Source organism: Pseudomonas sp. LBUM1661, from assembly GCF_059695925.1.
This window is the reverse complement of the sequence record NZ_CP166794.1, coordinates 5,701,566-5,718,906: the sequence shown is the minus strand read 5'-3', so window position 1 is coordinate 5,718,906 and position 17,341 is coordinate 5,701,566. Positions and strand designations below refer to the sequence as shown.

Annotated in this window: 16 protein-coding genes; 11 read left to right on the top strand and 5 right to left on the bottom strand. The window is 61.2% G+C overall.

The window, feature by feature from the left end:
• The 3 genes from ehuD to ehuB form a co-directional block, all read right to left on the bottom strand.
• Complete coding sequence (gene ehuD, locus ACA057_RS26235; protein ID WP_497343543.1) at positions 1–657, bottom strand: ectoine/hydroxyectoine ABC transporter permease subunit EhuD; 657 nt, start codon at positions 655–657, stop codon at positions 1–3.
• Complete coding sequence (gene ehuC / locus ACA057_RS26230; protein WP_401360541.1) at positions 654–1,313, bottom strand: ectoine/hydroxyectoine ABC transporter permease subunit EhuC; 660 nt, start codon at positions 1,311–1,313, stop codon at positions 654–656. The genes ehuD and ehuC overlap by 4 nt, the downstream gene beginning before the upstream one ends.
• A gap of 67 nt (positions 1,314–1,380) precedes the next feature.
• Positions 1,381–2,238 carry an ectoine/hydroxyectoine ABC transporter substrate-binding protein EhuB gene (gene ehuB / locus ACA057_RS26225; protein ID WP_497343541.1) on the bottom strand — a complete coding sequence of 286 codons (858 nt, stop codon included), beginning with the start codon at positions 2,236–2,238 and terminating at the stop codon, positions 1,381–1,383.
• Between the two features lie 281 nt (positions 2,239–2,519).
• Between ehuB and ehuR the strand changes: the two genes are divergently transcribed.
• From ehuR to ACA057_RS26185, 8 genes are all read left to right on the top strand, one after another.
• Positions 2,520–3,914 carry a MocR-like ectoine utilization transcription factor EhuR gene (gene ehuR, locus ACA057_RS26220; protein ID WP_497350022.1) on the top strand — a complete coding sequence of 465 codons (1,395 nt, stop codon included), beginning with the start codon at positions 2,520–2,522 and terminating at the stop codon, positions 3,912–3,914.
• 107 nt (positions 3,915–4,021) lie between these two features.
• On the top strand, positions 4,022–4,993 hold the full coding sequence (gene eutB / locus ACA057_RS26215; protein WP_497343539.1) for a hydroxyectoine utilization dehydratase EutB: 972 nt from the start codon (positions 4,022–4,024) through the stop codon (positions 4,991–4,993).
• 37 nt (positions 4,994–5,030) lie between these two features.
• Positions 5,031–6,023: an ectoine utilization protein EutC gene (gene eutC, locus ACA057_RS26210; protein ID WP_497343537.1), complete on the top strand. Its 993-nt coding sequence runs from the start codon at positions 5,031–5,033 to the stop codon at positions 6,021–6,023.
• A gap of 42 nt (positions 6,024–6,065) precedes the next feature.
• Positions 6,066–7,256 (top strand): ectoine hydrolase DoeA, encoded by a 1,191-nt coding sequence (doeA, locus tag ACA057_RS26205; protein ID WP_497343535.1) that lies wholly within the window; start codon positions 6,066–6,068, stop codon positions 7,254–7,256.
• 3 nt (positions 7,257–7,259) lie between these two features.
• A complete protein-coding gene (gene doeB, locus ACA057_RS26200) occupies positions 7,260–8,261 on the top strand; it encodes a N(2)-acetyl-L-2,4-diaminobutanoate deacetylase DoeB (RefSeq protein WP_497343533.1) in 1,002 nt (333 codons plus the stop codon).
• A 43-nt stretch (positions 8,262–8,304) separates the two neighbouring features.
• Entirely contained in the window at positions 8,305–8,784 is a 480-nt protein-coding gene (locus tag ACA057_RS26195; RefSeq protein ID WP_497343531.1) for an Lrp/AsnC family transcriptional regulator, read from the top strand.
• 244 nt (positions 8,785–9,028) lie between these two features.
• On the top strand, positions 9,029–10,501 hold the full coding sequence (locus tag ACA057_RS26190; protein WP_497343529.1) for an NAD-dependent succinate-semialdehyde dehydrogenase: 1,473 nt from the start codon (positions 9,029–9,031) through the stop codon (positions 10,499–10,501).
• 11 nt (positions 10,502–10,512) lie between these two features.
• Positions 10,513–11,898: an aspartate aminotransferase family protein gene (locus ACA057_RS26185; RefSeq protein ID WP_497343527.1), complete on the top strand. Its 1,386-nt coding sequence runs from the start codon at positions 10,513–10,515 to the stop codon at positions 11,896–11,898.
• Positions 11,899–12,146: 248 nt separating this feature from the next.
• Here the strand turns inward: ACA057_RS26185 and ACA057_RS26180 are convergent, their stop codons facing one another.
• Complete coding sequence (locus ACA057_RS26180) at positions 12,147–12,581, bottom strand: Z-ring associated ZapG family protein (protein WP_059406189.1); 435 nt, start codon at positions 12,579–12,581, stop codon at positions 12,147–12,149.
• A gap of 144 nt (positions 12,582–12,725) precedes the next feature.
• Between ACA057_RS26180 and ACA057_RS26175 the strand changes: the two genes are divergently transcribed.
• The 3 genes from ACA057_RS26175 (at position 12,726) to zapE (ending at position 15,921) form a co-directional block, all read left to right on the top strand.
• Positions 12,726–13,355, top strand: a complete 630-nt coding sequence (locus ACA057_RS26175) for an alpha/beta hydrolase (RefSeq protein ID WP_497343525.1) — start codon at positions 12,726–12,728, stop codon at positions 13,353–13,355.
• Positions 13,356–13,379: 24 nt separating this feature from the next.
• Positions 13,380–14,735 carry a tryptophan--tRNA ligase gene (locus tag ACA057_RS26170; RefSeq protein ID WP_497343523.1) on the top strand — a complete coding sequence of 452 codons (1,356 nt, stop codon included), beginning with the start codon at positions 13,380–13,382 and terminating at the stop codon, positions 14,733–14,735.
• A gap of 91 nt (positions 14,736–14,826) precedes the next feature.
• Positions 14,827–15,921: a cell division protein ZapE gene (gene zapE / locus ACA057_RS26165; protein ID WP_046053405.1), complete on the top strand. Its 1,095-nt coding sequence runs from the start codon at positions 14,827–14,829 to the stop codon at positions 15,919–15,921.
• 202 nt (positions 15,922–16,123) lie between these two features.
• Here the strand turns inward: zapE and ACA057_RS26160 are convergent, their stop codons facing one another.
• Positions 16,124–17,326, bottom strand: coding sequence for a hypothetical protein (locus ACA057_RS26160; RefSeq protein ID WP_497343521.1), 1,203 nt, complete (start codon positions 17,324–17,326; stop codon positions 16,124–16,126).
• Positions 17,327–17,341: the final 15 nt, after the last annotated feature.

Here is a 17,341-nt window from a genome sequence, read left to right as displayed (position 1 = left end):
TTAGCGTAGCTCCAGGCGCACTTCAAGGCGCCGTACCAGATAAGCCAAAGCGATGCTCAGGGCGAGGAAAAACAGGCCGACCATGGTGATCGGTTCCAGGTAGCGGAAGTTCTCGGAGCCGATATTCTTGGCCTGCTGCATGATTTCCACCACGGTAATCGCCGACAGCACCGGCGTGTCCTTGAGCATCGCCACCAGGTAGTTGCCCAATGGCGGCAGGATCGGCCGCAAGGCCTGGGGCAGGATGATGTTGCGATAGGCGCTGTACGGCGCGATGTTCAGCGCCGTGACCGCCTCCCATTGCGCTCGCGGCACGGCGTCGAGGCCGCCGCGATAGACCTCGGCGATGTAGCAGGCGTAATGCAGGCCGATGCCGAGAATCCCCACTTGCATGGCGCTCATGCTGACGCCGTAGTTGGGCAGCACGTAGTAGAGGAAATACACCTGGATCAGCAGCGGCGTGCTGCGAATGAACTCGATCACTGCGGTGGCGGGCCACGCCAGCCAGGCGCGGCGGCTGCGGCGGCCAATGGCCAGGAACAGCCCCAGGACAATGGCGATCAGGAAGCCGATCAGGGTAATGCCGACGGTGTTGAGCGAGGCGCGCAGCAAATCGGGCAGAATCTGCCAGGCATAGGTCCAGTCGAACAGGGTCATGACAGACCTCCACGCATCCGCCCGCGAGCCAGATGCCGTTCAATGCGGCGCATGCCGATGTTGATCGCTTGCGCCAGGACGAAGTACATCACCAGCGCCAGGCTGAAGATTTCCAGGGTCTGGAAAGTCGCCTGATCCAGTTGCCGGGCCCGAAAGCTCAGGTCGGACAAAGTGATCAGCGACACCAGCGAAGTGTTTTTCAGCAATTCGATCAGCAGGTTGGTGCCCGGCGGGATCGCCGCCAGCAATGCCTGCGGAAGAATGATTCGGCGAAAGCGTTTGTAACCGCTGAAGTTCAGCGCCGTGGACGCTTCGTACTGACCCTTGGCGACCGAGCTGATTGCACCGCGCATGACCTCGGCACCGTAAGCACCGATGTGCAGGCCGAGGCCGACGATCGCCACGCTGTAAGGGCTCAGTTCAAGGTTGAACGGCGGCAGCGGCAGCACGAAAAACAGCCAGAACAATTGCACCAGCAGCGACGTGCCGCGGAACACCTCAATGTAGGCAATGGAAAACCAGCGCAGTGGCCGCCAGGGCGACATGCGTCCGAGCGCCGCCAGAATGGCCGCGACAATCGCCAGTATCGAGCCGAAGAATGTCACCTGGAGCGTTACCCAGGCGCCTTGTATCAATAGCGGAAGTAATTCACCCATGATTCAACCTGGCCATCCGGATTAAGCAGGGAATAGGCATCGCACCGAGGCGCCATGCCTGTCTCGACTATTGAGCGCAGAGCTCGGCAGCCGTTTTGCTGGTCACGTTGGATTTGTCGAAGCCGAAAGGGGCGACCGCCTTGAGGTGCTCTTCGGAGCCCAGCCACTTTTTCAGTTCGGCATTGACCGCATCACGCAGGTCCTTGTCTTCCGGGCGGAAGGCGAGGGCGCCGTAGCCGATGTGCGACGGGTCGTCCTTGAATTCGGTGACGGCTTCGACTTTCTCGCCACCCTTGGACGCCAGGCCTTTCATGGTCAGCTGTGTGCCCACAGCCGCATCGGCACGACCGGCGCGCACGGCTTGCAATTGCGCGGTGGTGTCCGGCACCTGGAGGATTTGCGCATCTTTCACACCTGAATCCCGCGCGTACGCCAGGTTCACCGTGCCGGCCATGATCGCCAGTTTCACCTCAGGGTTCTTGGCGATGTCTTCATAGCTGTGCAGGTTCTTCGGGTTGCCTTTGGCGGTAAGCAGCGCATCCGGCAATTGATACTGCGGATCGGTGAACAGCACCTGCTTGCAGCGAGCCGGGGTGATGTACATGCCGGCGGCAATCACGTCGAAGCGCCCGGCGCGCAGACCGGGGATCAACGAACCCCACTCGGTCAACACACCGTCGACTTTCTTGATGCCCATTTTTTCGAAGATGGCCTTGGCGATTTCCGGTGATTCACCGGTGACCCTGCCGTCGGTTTCGGTAAAGGCGAACGGGGTTTCGTTGGCGTAACCGATGCGGATGCTGCTGTTCTGTTTAACGGTTTCCAGCGTATTGGCGGCGTGGGCGCTGGCGGCCAGGCCGAACATCGCACAAGCCACGAACAGGCGACGCAAAACATGGGTGCTGCGGGAAGGGGAATTGCTCATCGATAAAATCTCCTGTTTCTTGTGGACCCGTCGTTGACGGCTCTGTGGTAGGAGGCAGTGTGACAAGAGCAAAGCGTATAAGGACTGATCCCTTGGATCGGGACACAGTTCCGATACAGGTCGATTGGTTTTGTTTTGGGGCTTGAATGACAGCCTGGGCATCGACCCTGGCCCGAGCATACAAAAGCCCTGTGCGTGATTGCATTGCACTAGGACAATTGCTTTGCATGGATTCTCGCGGGATGCTGTCCCGACGAGCACCGACGCGGGTTTTAGCGCTGATGGACAAGTGGAAAGCAGCATTGGAAATGGCCCGCAGTGGCGAGTCGAAATACAAGATCCTGGTGCAGGCGATCGCCGATGACATCGAGCAAGGTGTGTTGGCCAACGATCAGCGCCTGCCACCCCAGCGCCACGTGGCCGACGCCATGGGCATCAGCGTGCAGACGGTCACCAATGCCTATAAGGAACTGGAGCGTCAGGGCCTGGTGCGGTGCGAAGTCGGGCGCGGCAGCTTTGTCTCGCGGCGCATGAGCGATCGGGTGGCCACGTACATTCTCGACAGTCCGGAGCGGGCGCTGGTGGATTTTTCCATTACGCGGATCATGCACACCCGCGAGCATGACCAGATCTGGCGCGAGACCTGTCGCGAACTCAGCACCGAAGAAGACCAGCCGTGGATTCATGCGTTTCGTCCCATCGCCGGTTTCGAATCGCACCGCGAAGCGGCCATGCACTGGATCGCACGCCAGGGCCTGCGGGTCGAGCGCGATGACATTCTGATCACCAACGGCGCGGCCCACGGGATCTTCCTGGCGTTGGCGTCGCTGGCCGGCCCGGATGATGTGGTGCTGTGTGAGGGCGTCACTGACCACGGCGTGATCGGCAATTCCCAGGTGCTGGGGTTTACCCTCAAAGGCCTGGAGATGGACCGCTATGGCATCGACCCGGAACACTTCGAAGACATGTGCAGCAATGAGCGGATCACCGCGCTGGTCTGCACCCCGAACCTGAACAACCCGACCACCAGCCTGATGCCCGACAGCCGCCGACGCGAGATCGCCGACATCGCCCGGCGCTTTGGCGTGCATATCATCGAAGACGATGTGTACGGCCCGCTGCTGGACGAGCGCCGCGCGCCGCCGATCAGCCATTACCTGCCGGAGCTGTCGTTCTATTGCACCAGCATGACCAAGTCAGTGCTGACTGGTTTGCGCATCGGTTATCTGGTGGTGCCCAAGCGCCTGGCGCTGCGCACCGAGAGCATCTTGCGGGTCAACAGCTGGATGGCCACGCCGATGGTGTCCGAGATCGCGGCCCGCTGGATTCGTGACGGTCGCGCCGACACGCTGGTGGGCATCCAGCGCAAACTGCTGAGCGGACGTCAGGCGATGGTCACTGAATACCTCGATGAATACCTGCTCGCCCAGCATCCCCATGCCTTGAACGCCTGGATCGGTATTCCGGCGCATTGGGAGCTCGACAGCCTGGTGCGAGCGTTGCGCCACAAGCACATCGCGGTGACTTCGCCTGACCCGTTTACCGTACGCGGCACCCCCCGGCCACGGGCGGTGCGGGTGTGTGTCGGTGCCGAATGCAGTGATGAAGAGATGCGCGATGCGCTGATCGGCATGCGCGAGATCTTCGGTCAGTACCCGCAAATCCACGACTTTTGATCGGGGAGAAATCCCCGAAAAAGTTTATCGGCTAAATTGCCCTAGTACATTCATCGCGACAATCGAGCCCTCTTAGACTGCGCCCAACACCCACGTGGGAAGCGATCATGTCAGCGCTGCAGCTAAACGATATTTACCTCGCTCGCCAACGAATCGAATCGCTGGTCCGGCGCACGCCCATGGAATATTCGCCGAGCCTCTCGCAGCGCTTGGGCGTAGCGGTCTACCTCAAACTCGAATCCCAGCAACTCACCGGCAGTTTCAAATTGCGCGGCGCGAGCAATGCCGTGGCGCAGCTCAGCGCCGAGCAAAAGGCTCGCGGCGTGGTGGCGGCGTCGACGGGCAATCACGGTCGTGCACTGGCATATGCCGCGTCCCGGCAAGGGGTGAAGGCGACGATTTGCCTGTCGCATCTAGTGCCGGCGAATAAGGTCCAGGCGATTCGTGATCTGGGCGCCGAGGTGTGCATCGTTGGCCAGTCCCAGGACGATGCCCAGCGCGAAGCCGAACGAATGGCCAGCGAGCAGGGCGCGACATTGCTGCCGCCGTTCGATCATCCGGCAATCATCGCCGGGCAGGGCACGCTGGGGCTGGAAATCCTCGAACAGCAACCGGACATGGCGCAGATTCTTGTGCCGTTATCCGGCGGCGGCCTGTTCGCCGGCGTGGCGCTGGCAATCAAAAGCGCCAACCCGAACATCATCACCCACGGCATCAGCATGCAACGCGGCGCGGCCATGCACGCCAGCCTCGCGGCCGGTTATCCGGTGGAAGTCGAAGAGCTGCCGACCCTCGCCGACTCGCTCGGTGGCGGCATCGGCCTGGACAACCGTTACACCTTCAGCATGACCCGCGACCTCTGTGATCACTTGCACCTGCTCAGCGAAACCTCCATCGCCAATGCCCTCCGCCATGCCTACCGCGAAGAGCGACTGGTGCTGGAAGGCGCGGCGGCGGTGGGGATTGCCGCGTTGCTCGATGGCTTGATCGCGCCGCGCGGGCCGATTGTCGTGGTGGTGAGCGGGCGCAACGTCGACATCGATCAGCACCTGCGCGTCCTCGCCGGCGCGGATGCATGAACCCGAACCCTAACCGTCTGACTGGAGCGCAACGTAGATGAGTGCAATCACCTTATTGAGCGAAGCGGACCTGCGCGCCTGCGTGGCGCTGGACCTGCCGAGCATCGAAGCCATCGAACAGGCCTTTGTGCTGCTGGCCACCGCCGCCGTGGCCATGCCGCCGATCCTGCGTCTGGACATTCCGGAACACAACGGCGAAGTGGACGTGAAGACCGCGTACCTGCCAGGTCTGGATCGCTTTGCGATCAAGGTCAGTCCGGGTTTTTTCGACAACCCGAAGCTTGGTCTGCCGAGCCTCAACGGCATGATGATGTTGCTCTCGGCGCGCACCGGTTTGCTCGATGCCTTGTTGCTCGATAACGGTTACCTGACCGCCGTGCGCACAGCGGCGGCCGGCGCGGTGGCGGCGCGTGCGCTTTCGCGGGCCGACAGCCGCAGCGTCGCACTGATCGGTGCCGGTGAGCAGGCGGCATTGCAGCTTCAGGCGTTGCGCCTGGTGCGGCCGATTGAAAGCGTTCGGGTCTGGGCACGTGACAGCACCAAGGCCAAAGACTTCTGCGCTGAACTGGCGCGCAATACCGGTCTGGCGATCCAGCCGTGTGCGACGGTCGATGAAGCGATGGCCGACGTCGACATCGCGATTACCTGCACGCCGAGCCGCGAACCGCTGATCGACGCGCGTCACTTGCACCCCGGCCTGCACATCACCGCCATGGGCTCGGACGCCGAACACAAAAACGAAATTTCTCCCCAGGCCTTGGCCAGGGTCGACCGCTACGTGGCGGATCGCTTGAGCCAGACCCGCCTCCTCGGCGAGTTGCATCACGCCCTGGCGGCCGGCGTCATCAGCGACGAATCGAGCCTGGCGGAACTGGGCCAGGTGCTGGCGGGCCAGCGTCCTGGCCGCACCAATGAAGCGCAAATCACCTTGTGCGACCTCACTGGCACCGGCGCGCAGGACACGGCCATGGCCAACCTGGCGTTCGAGCGTGCGCGTTCGGCCGGCAAGGGGTTTCAGTTCGGCAGCTAATCCGTTTTTTCATCCGTGCGTCATTTATCAGAGGGCCTGTGCATGTCTCAGATAGTCGTCAATCTCCCGTTCCAACGGGAAGAGTACGCCCAGCGTCTGGCCAAGGTTCGAGCGGCCATGCAGGTGCAGGGCATCGAGCTGTTGCTGGTCACCGATCCGTCAAACATGGCCTGGCTGACCGGCTACGACGGCTGGTCGTTCTACGTCCACCAATGCGTGCTGCTGGCGCTCGACGGCGAGCCGGTGTGGTTTGGTCGCGGCCAGGACGCCAACGGCGCCAAGCGCACGGTGTTCATGCAGCACGAGAACATCGTCGGCTACCCGGACATCTACGTGCAGTCCCGCGAGCGGCATCCGATGGATTACCTGTCGCGGGAAGTCATCAGTGCTCGGGGTTGGGACGCGCTGACCATCGGCGTGGAAATGGATAACTATTACTTCAGCGCCGCCGCTTACCTGTCGCTGAAAAAACACCTGCCGAAAGCCAATCTGATCGATGCGGTCGGGCTGGTGAACTGGCAACGGGCGATCAAGTCACCGCAGGAAATCGCCTACATGCGCATCGCCGCGCGCATCGTCGAAAACATGCACGGGCGGATCCTTGAACGGATCGAACCGGGCATGCGCAAAAACGAATTGGTCGCCGACATCTACAGCAGCGGCATCCTTGGTGCCGATGGGCACGGCGGCGATTACCCGGCCATTGTGCCGTTGTTGCCCACTGGTGCCGACGCGAGCGCGCCGCACCTGACCTGGGACGACACACCGTTCGAAAAGGGCGCCGGCACATTCTTCGAAATTGCCGGTTGCTACAAACGCTATCACTGCCCGTTGTCGCGCACGATCTACCTGGGCAAGCCGCCGCAACACTTTCTCGATGGCGAAAAAGCCGTGGTCGAAGGCATCGCCGCCGGGCTCGATGCGGCCAAACCGGGCAACACCACCGGTGACATCGCCGTGGCGTTTTTCAAGGTGCTGGAGAAGTTCGGCATCCACAAGGACAGCCGTTGCGGTTACCCGATCGGGATCAGTTATCCGCCAGACTGGGGCGAGCGCACCATGAGCCTGCGTCCCGGCGACACCAGCGTGTTGCAACCGGGCATGACCTTCCACTTCATGCCAGGCCTGTGGATGGACGATTGGGGGCTGGAAATCACCGAAAGCATTTTGATCACCGATACCGGTGTCGAGACGCTGTGCAATGTGCCACGCCAACTGTTCGTGAAGGATTGAGCCATGAGCGAATTGCCTGATAACCCGATCAGCGCCACGGTGGATTTCGCCCGTGAAGGTGTGCAGCACGGCTTCCTCAAACTGCCGTACTCCCGGGACGATTCGGCCTGGGGCGCGGTGATGATTCCGGTCACGGTGATCGCGCGCGGTCAGGGGCCGACCGCGCTGCTCACCGGCGGTAATCACGGTGACGAATACGAAGGTCCGGTGGCGTTGAGCAAACTGGCGCAGGGCCTGACGGCCGCCGAGGTCACGGGGCGGGTGATTATCGTGCCGTTCATGAACACCCCGGCGTTTCATGCCGGTCGGCGTACGTCGCCGATCGACAAGGGCAATCTGAATCGCAGTTTCCCCGGTAAGCCGGACGGCACGGTGACCGAGAAAATCGCCGATTACTTCACCCGCACCTTGTTGCCGCTGGCGGACATCGTGCTGGACATCCATTCCGGCGGCCGCACTCTGGATTTTCTGCCATTCGCCGCTTGCCATGTGCTGCCGGACAAACAGCAGCAGGCGCAATGCGAGGCGGGTATGCGCGCGTTCAATGCGCCGTACAGCATGCGCATGCTGGAGCTGGATGCCGGGGCGATGTACGACACCGCCGCTGAACGCCAGGGCAAAGTGTTCGTCACCACTGAGTTGGGTGGCGGTGGCTCGTCCAGTGCGCGCAGTGTGGCGATTGCCGAGCGCGGGGTGCGTAATCTGCTGGTGCATGCGGGGATTGTTGAGGGTGAGGTGCAGACCACTCCGTCGATCATGCTCGACATGCCCGATGGCGATTGCTTCATTGCCAGCGAGCACGACGGCTTGCTGGAAATGTGTCGCGATCTGGGGGACAACGTGAGCCAAGGCGAAGTGATCGCCCGGGTTTACGACGCCACCCGCACGGGGGTGGCACCGGTGGAATACCGCGCCGCCCGCAGTGGCTTGTTGGCAGCGCGACACTTCCCGGGTCTGGTGCGCTGCGGCGATACCGTCGCCGTCATCGCCGACGTACTGACCTGACCCGCTCCCACAGGTTCCTTATCGCACTGGAGATCTTCGGCCCATGCACAAACTCGATCGCTACGACCTGAAAATCCTGCGGATCCTCGCCGACGACGGGCGTATCACCAAGTCGAGCCTGGCCGAGGCGATCAACCTGTCGGTGACGCCGGCGTGGGAACGCGTGCGCAAACTCGAAGCCCTGGGCCTGATCAAGGGTTACCGGGCGCAGATCGACTGGAACGCGGTGTTCAAAAGTCAGCAAGTGCTGGTGGAAATCACCCTGGCCCGGCACACCGCCCAGGAAATGCGGCGTTTCGAGATGCGGATGAACGAGGCCGCCGAAGTGGCGTTCTGTTACGCCACCGGTGGCGGCGTCGATTACATGGCCATGATCCAGGCCCCGGACATCGACCATTACCAGCGGTTTATCGACCAGCTGCTGCTCGACGACCTGGGCATCGAACGCTACTTCACCTACATCGTCACCAAAACCATCAAGACCGCCGGTGCACTGCCAACCGAATTAACGCAAGAACCCTAGCCACAACAGTTCCCTGTGGGAGCGGGCTTGCCCGCGATAGCTGACTCACATCCGACATGGATGTCGACTGGCCCACTGCTATCGCGGGCAGCCCGCTCCCACAGGGATATCTCTTCACCGCAAAAATGTTCTGTTTACCGGCAATCAATCAGAAAAAACCGCCTGCCAAACCCCGCCAAACGCCAATTCCCCCAGCCGACGCAGCCCTAACATGGCTTCACGCACACGGATTGGAGTGAACGCCATGACCTACAAACATCCACTGCTGTTCAAAGCACTCTGCTACGTCGATGGCCATTGGGTCCACAGCGACAGCGGCCACAGCATCGCCGTGCACAACCCGGCGGACCAGACGTTGATCGGCCATGTGCCGATGCTCGATCAGCCGCAAATCGTCGCCGCCGTCGACGCCGCGCACCGAGCCTTTACCGATTGGCGCAAGCAAAGCCTTGATGCGCGCGGTGCGATTCTGCGGCGCTGGGCGGCGTTGATGTTTGAGCATCAAGAAGACCTCGCGCGAATTCTCAGCCAGGAACAAGGCAAACCGCTGGCCGAGTCCCGTGGCGAAATCGCCTACGCCGCGAGTTTCATTCCGTGGTTCGCCGAAGAAGCACGACGCCTGTATGGGCAGAACATCCCCAGCCACATTCCCGGCGCACAACTGGGCACGATCAAGGAACCGGTCGGTGTCTGTGCGCTACTGACGCCGTGGAATTTCCCGTCGGCCATGATCACCCGCAAAGCCGCCGCAGCACTGGCCGCCGGTTGCACCGTGGTGATCAAGCCGGCCCATGAAACACCGTTTTCGGCATTGGCCCTGGCGCAACTGGCGGAGGAGGCGGGTTTCCCGGCCGGCGTGTTCAACGTGGTGCTCGGCGAACCGCAAATGGCCATGCAAACCCTGGTGCAGGACAGCCGCGTGCGTTCGGTCAGTTTCACCGGCTCGACCCGCGTCGGTAAGTTGGTCCTGCAAGCGGCGGCTCAGGATGTGAAGAAGGTCGCGCTGGAGCTGGGCGGCAATGCACCGTTCATTGTCTGCGCCGACGCCGATCTGCGGCTGGCGGTGAACGTCGCGGTGCAGGCCAAGTTCCAGACCTCCGGCCAGGATTGCTGTGCGGCCAATCGGATTATGGTCGAGCGTTCGATTTACCCGGCATTTCTCCAGCAGTTTGCTGCGGCAGTGCGCGAGCTGCGGGTCGGCCCGGCGCTGGTGGGCGGTCAGGAGCAAAACGTCGACATCGGCCCGTTGATGCATCAGGCCGCGTTCGATGTCACGGCCGAACGGGTTGCCGATGCCATTGCGCTCGGAGCGCAACGCCTGGTCGGCGGCGAGGCCCATGCGCTCGGCGGGTTGTTCTACCAGCCGACGGTGCTGGCCGATGTCACGCCGCAGATGCGCATTTATCGCGAGGAGAATTTCGCACCGATCGCCGGGGTCATGCCGTTCGACACGATTGAGCAGGCGATCGAAATGGCCAATGACACCGAATACGGTTTGGCCGCCTACATTTGTTCCAATCGCCTGGACCTGATTTACCCACTGATTCGCCGCCTCGACCACGCGATGGTCGCGGTCAACGGCGTCAAATTCACCGGCCACCCGATCCCGTTCGGTGGCATGAAAGCCTCGGGGCTGGGCCGCGAAGGCGGCACCGAGGGCTTCGAAGCTTTTGTCGAAACCAAATACTTTTGCCTGCACCATCAAGGCCAGTTCTAAGGAGACATGCCATGAACCAAGAACTCGATACGCTGTTCGAACAAGACCGTGCGCACTTCATGCACCCCTCGACCCACGCCCATGACCACGCCAGCGGGGCGCTCAAGGGGCGCATCATCAAGAGCGCGTCGGGCATCCGTATTCGCGACCACGAGGGCCGCGATTTCATCGATGCGTTCGCCGGGCTGTACTGCGTGAACATTGGTTACGGCCGCACCGAAGTCGCCGATGCGATCTACAAGCAGGCCAAGGAACTGGCCTATTACCACACCTACGTGGGGCACTCGACCGAAGCGATCATCGAGCTCTCCAGCCGCATCATGGACTGGGCGCCCGAGGGCATGAAAAAGGTCTATTACGGCCTGTCCGGTTCCGACGCCAACGAAACCCAGATCAAACTGGTGCGTTACTACAACAACGTGCTGGGCCGTCCGCAGAAGAAAAAAATCATCTCCCGCGACCGCGGATATCACGGCTCGGGGATCATGACCGGCAGCCTGACCGGCCTGCCAACGTTCCATCAGCATTTCGACCTGCCGTCCGAAGGCGTCAAGCACACCGTATGCCCGCACTGGTACCGCAAGGCCCCGGCCGGCATGGATGAAGCGGCGTTCGTGCGCTATTGCGCCGACGAACTTGAGAAGATGATCCTGGCTGAAGGTCCGGACACTGTTGCGGCGTTCATTGGCGAGCCTTTGATGGGCACCGGCGGCATCATTGTGCCGCCGGCCGGTTACTGGGCGGCGATTCAAGCGGTACTGAATAAATACGATGTGTTGCTGATCGCCGACGAAGTCGTCTGCGCCTTTGGTCGCCTGGGTTCGAAGATGGGCAGCCAGCGTTACGGCATGCGTCCGGACCTGATCACCACGGCCAAAGGGCTGACCAGTGCTTATGCGCCGTTGTCGGCGGTGATCGTCGGCGAAAAGGTCTGGGATGTGATCGAAAAGGCCTCCGAATCCCAAGGCGCGATGGGCCATGGCTGGACCTATTCCGGGCATCCGATTTGTGCGGCGGCGGCGTTGGCCAACCTCGATATCCTTGAAAGGGAAAACCTGACAGCCAACGCCGAGAAGGTCGGCAGCTACCTCAACCGTCGGTTGCGCGAAACCCTGGAAGGCCATCCGCTGGTGGGCGAAGTGCGTGGCGATGGCATGTTGGCTGCCGTCGAATTCATGGCGGATCGTGAGCAGCGCACCCCGTTCGATGCGGCGCTGAAGGTCGGCCCGAAAGTCTCGGCAGCCTGCCTGGAACGCGGCATGATCGCCCGGGCGATGCCGCATGGCGACATTCTTGGTTTTGCACCGCCGTTGATCCTGACCGAGGAAGAAGCCGACTTGATCGTCGACATCACCAAGAGCGCGGTTGATCAGGTGGCTAGTGAGGTGTTGGGCTGAGTCCGTCTGGCTTGCCAGAAGCCCCTCTGATCCTGATTTAGATCAGGCGGGCTTTTTTCTGTGCCTGTCTGGGCCTCATCGCGAGCAGGCTCGCTCCCACATTGGACCGAGTTGCTGGACGGTACGCGGTCACCTGTGGGAGCGAGCCTGCTCGCGATGAGGCCCGTGCAGACAAAGAAGACTTCAGAAACAAAAAAGCCCCCGGACAATCGCTTGTCCGGGGGCTTTTTGTATCGCGCGAAACCTGATTACTTCTTCAGGCCGTAATGCTCATCAAGCATGCCCGGCGCGTTCGGGGCTTTTGGGGCGTAGTCGCGAGGCGGCTCCTGATTGCGCGGTGGCGTCAGGCGTTCCCGTGGGGCCTGCGCCGCATCGGCGTGCAGGGAGGCCAGCAGGCGTTGACGGGTCTGCTCGTCCAGGGCCAGGCGGTTGGCACCCTCGGCGAGATGATCCTGCACTTCCTGATAGCTCTGAGTCAGTTTCTTGACCAGGTTTGCAGTGCTGTTGAAGTGGGTGACCACCTCGTTCTGATAACTGTCAAAACGTTCCTGAACGTCATCCAGCTGACGTTGCGTGCTGCTCGGCGCAGCATTCGGCACCAGGCGAGCGATCAGGAAACCAATGGCGACACCCACAACCAGGGCAAGAGTCGGCAACAACCAAACTAAGAGCGAGTGTTCCACGAGTCCTTCCTCTATAAACGGCTTTGCTTTACGTTAACGGCTCGAACCTGCGCTGTATACCGCGATTCACTCGCAATAGATTGGCACAGACAATTTGCTAGACGAGTCGACCCGATTCGGGGTCACGGAGTTCCTTCCTTGCTTATGCGCGAAACCCCTGTAGTGATTGATGGCCCCGTCGGTCAACTGGAAAGTTTGTACCTGGATAACGAGCAGCCACGTGGCATTGCGCTGATCTGCCATCCGAACCCGGTGCAGGGCGGCACCATGCTCAACAAAGTGGTCTCGACCCTGCAGCGCACCGCGCGCGACGCCGGTTTGATTACGTTGCGTTTCAATTACCGTGGCGTCGGCGCCAGCGAAGGCTCGCACGACATGGGCACTGGCGAAGTCGATGATGCTCAGGCGGTGGCGGACTGGCTGCGGGCCAAACACCCGGACTTGCCGCTGACCCTGTTCGGTTTCTCCTTCGGCGGTTTTGTGGCCGCCAGTCTCGGCGGACGCCTGGAAGCCAAGGGTGAACAACTGAAACATTTGTTCATGGTCGCGCCAGCCGTCATGCGTCTGGGCGATCAGGATCAACTGCCGCAACACGGCGAGTTGACCCTGATCCAGCCGGAAACCGACGAAGTCATCGATCCGCAGCTTGTCTACGACTGGTCTGAAAAACTCCAGCGTCCCCATGAGCTGCTGAAAGTGGCAGAATGCGGACACTTTTTTCATGGCAAGCTGACCGATCTCAAAGATCTTATCCTGCCGCGTCTTTCGAATTGATTGCAGTCTGACAAGCGATTACCCATGACGACTCGTACCCGTATCCTCACCGGCATCACCACCACCGGCACGCCGCACCTGGGCAACTACGCTGGCGCCATCCGTCCGGCGATCCTGGCCAGCCGTGACAGCAATGCCGATTCGTTCTACTTCCTGGCCGACTACCACGCCCTGATCAAATGCGATGACCCGCTGCGCATCCAGCGCTCGCGTCTGGAAATCGCCGCGACCTGGCTGGCCGGTGGCCTCGACGTGGACCGCGTGACCTTCTACCGTCAGTCCGACATCCCGGAAATCCCCGAGCTGACCTGGCTGCTGACCTGCGTTGCCGCCAAGGGCCTGCTCAACCGCGCCCACGCCTACAAGGCCTCGGTGGACAAGAACGTCGAGACCGGCGAAGACCCGGATGCCGGCATCACCATGGGTTTGTACAGCTACCCGGTGCTGATGGCCGCGGACATCCTGATGTTCAACGCGCACAAGGTGCCGGTCGGTCGTGACCAGATCCAGCACGTGGAAATGGCCCGCGACATCGGCCAGCGGTTCAACCACCTGTTCGGCCAGGGCAAAGAATTCTTCACCATGCCCGAGGCGCTGATCGAAGAAAGCGTCGCCACGCTGCCAGGCCTCGACGGTCGCAAGATGTCGAAGAGCTACGACAACACCATTCCGTTGTTCAGCAGCGCCAAAGAGATGAAAGACGCGATTTCGCGGATCGTCACCGACTCCCGCGCGCCGGGCGAAGCCAAAGATCCAGACAATTCGCACCTGTTCACCCTGTTTCAGGCCTTTGCCACCCCGGCGCAGTCGGACGAGTTCCGCAGCGAGCTGTTGCAGGGTCTGGGTTGGGGCGAGGCGAAAAATCGCCTGTTCCAATTGCTCGACAGCGAGCTGGGCGAGTCCCGCGAGCGCTATCACCAGCTGATCGAACGCCCGGCAGACCTGGAAGACATCCTGCAGACCGGCGCCAAAAAGGCTCGCTCGGTGGCCACACCGTTCCTTCACGAATTGCGTGAAGCGGTGGGCCTGCGCTCTTTCGTCGCTCAGACCCAAGTCGCTGCCACCACCAAGAAGAAAGCCGCGAAAGCAGCGCGTTTCGTCAGTTTCCGCGAAGAGGACAGCAGCTTCCGTTTCCGTCTCTTGGCGGCCGATGGCGAGCAGCTACTGTTGTCGCGCAACTTCGCCGACGGCAAAACCGCAGGTCAAGTGACCAAGCAGTTGCAATCGGGTCAGCCGTTGGATGTGCGTAGTGAAGACCGGAGTTTCAGTGTCTGGCTGGAAGGCGAGTGCGTGGCCGACAGCCCGACTTTTACTGACAACGCCGCTCGCGACGTTGCCATCGAGACCCTGCGGGTTGCTCTGACGCCGGTTCAGGAATAAATCAACGGCTCAGTCCGACCAAGGGCTGATTGCCATTCCCACGGGCCGTCGCTACAGTGACGGCCCGTTTTTGTTGCCTTGCTAACGAATTATGACGCCCCTAGAACGATATCAAGCTGATCTGAAACGCCCGGAATTCTTCCATGACGCCGCGCAGGAAACTGCGGTGCGCCATTTGCAGCGCCTGTACGACGATCTGGTCGCGGCCTCGCACAGCAAACCGGGCCTGTTCGGCAAACTGTTTGGCAAGAAAGACGCGGCACCGGTCAAGGGCCTGTACTTCTGGGGCGGCGTCGGCCGTGGCAAAACCTACCTGGTCGACACCTTCTTTGAAGCGCTGCCGTTCAAGGAAAAGGTCCGGACGCACTTCCACCGCTTCATGAAGCGCGTGCACGAAGAGATGAAGACCCTCGGCGGCGAGAAGAACCCGCTGACCATCATCGCCAAGCGCTTCTCCGACGAAGCCCGGGTGATCTGTTTCGATGAATTCTTCGTGTCTGACATCACCGACGCGATGATCCTCGGCACGCTGATGGAAGAGTTGTTCAAGAACGGCGTGACCCTGGTCGCGACCTCGAACATCGTTCCGGACGGTCTGTACAAGGACGGCTTGCAACGTGCGCGCTTCTTGCCCGCTATTGCGCTGATCAAGCAGAACACCGAGATCGTCAACGTCGACAGCGGCGTCGATTATCGTCTGCGTCACCTTGAACAAGCGGAGTTGTTCCACTTCCCGCTCGACGAGGCGTCTCACGAAAGCCTGCGCAAGAGCTTCCGCGCCCTGACCCCGGAATGCACGGCAGCCATCGAAAACGATGTGCTGATGATCGAGAACCGCGAAATCCGTGCCTTGCGCACCTGCGACGACGTGGCCTGGTTCGACTTCCGCGAACTCTGCGACGGCCCGCGCAGCCAGAACGATTACATCGAGCTGGGCAAGATCTTCCACGCCGTGTTGCTCAGCGGTGTCGAGCAGATGAGCGTCACCACCGACGACATCGCCCGACGCTTTATCAACATGGTCGACGAGTTCTACGACCGTAACGTGAAGCTGATCATTTCTGCCGAAGTCGAGCTCAAAGACCTCTACACCGGCGGTCGCTTGAACTTCGAGTTCCAGCGCACCCTTAGCCGCCTGCTGGAAATGCAGTCCCACGAATTCCTGTCCCGGGCACATAAGCCGTAGGGTTTCGGAAATGGAAAAGGCCTGCATTGCAGGCCTTTTTTTATGTGCGCTGTAGATTCCTGCTGGTTGCTGTACCCCTGTGGGAGCGAGCCTGCTCGCGATAGCGCTGGTTCAGGCAACTTCAATGTTGAATGTCAGTTCGCCTTCGCGAGCAGGCTCGCTCCCACAGGTGGCTGTGTCAGTTTGCTAAGTGGCTGCACCCTTAGTTGGCGATCAGGAGTCCGATAACCGGAATGATCAGCAAGGTGCTGATGGCCATGGACAGGACATTACCGATGTAGGCATGCATGTAGGCCGGCACCCGCTGGGCAATGGCGCAGGCCAGGGGTGGCGCAATCAGTGCGCCCAGCAATGCGCTCGCGGTGATCACCTGCCAACTGCCGCCATACGTCAGAACGGCCGCCGGCACCACGGACACCAATGGCACGTAGGTGGGATACCAGCCACGCAACATCCATTGCCGACGCCAGATCACCACCCCCAGCGCTGAGGTCAACGCTTGGGCGCCGATCAGTTGGGGCAACAGGCCCGAGCCGTAAGCCGGGCTCATCGGGTTCCAGGTGTAGGCCAGCAACGCACCGAGTAACAGGCCGAGGCTGGCCAGCTCATTGCCGAAGAACGGCGCTTCGGAAAAGTCGGCCAGCACCCGGCGCAAGCTCCAGACGACGCCATAGTCGGGTGTCTGGGTGATGACGGCGTCGGGCGGCGCTTCGGAGGGCTTTTCGCAGGGCTCGGACTTCACCAGGCTCGGCAGGTAACGGCAAAGCACGAAGGCGAAGACGCTGGCGACCGCCATGCCCGAGACATTGCCGATCACCACGGGTAAGCCCAGTGGATTGCACAGGTAGTTGACGAACAGCAGGCACATTGGCGTGACAAGCACCGCGCCCATGATTGCGCCGTTGATCGTGACCTTCCAGCCTTTGCCGAACATCAGCACCATCGCCGCCGGCAGCGACACAAACGCCGCAAACGTCGGTTGCCAACTGGTAGCCGTGACCGTCCAGCTCCACAGCAGGTTGCTCAGCAACAGCCCAAGCAACGAACTGGTGACCAGCCACGGCCATAATCCCGTCCCGTAGGAAATGGCAAAGCCTTGCCAGAATTTTCCCGTTCTGTTCGCCCAGTAAGCCAGGTAGGCACCGGCCAACAGCCCGATAGAGGCGAACTCGTGTTTGTAGAACGCCACCTCGCTGATGTCGCCCAGTACCCAGCGCAACCAGGCATTCGGGTCGGGAAGGCTCGAGACCATGTCACTGTAGCTTGGCCAATGCGCTTCCCAGGTGGAACGGTAGGTGAATGAAAGCCAGACAATCAGCAATGTCGTGACGAGCATTAGCAGGATGATCACACGATCCATCGGCGATCTGCCGGCAAGCCTGTTTCTTTCGGTTATGGTTTCCATCAGTCATGCCCCCTT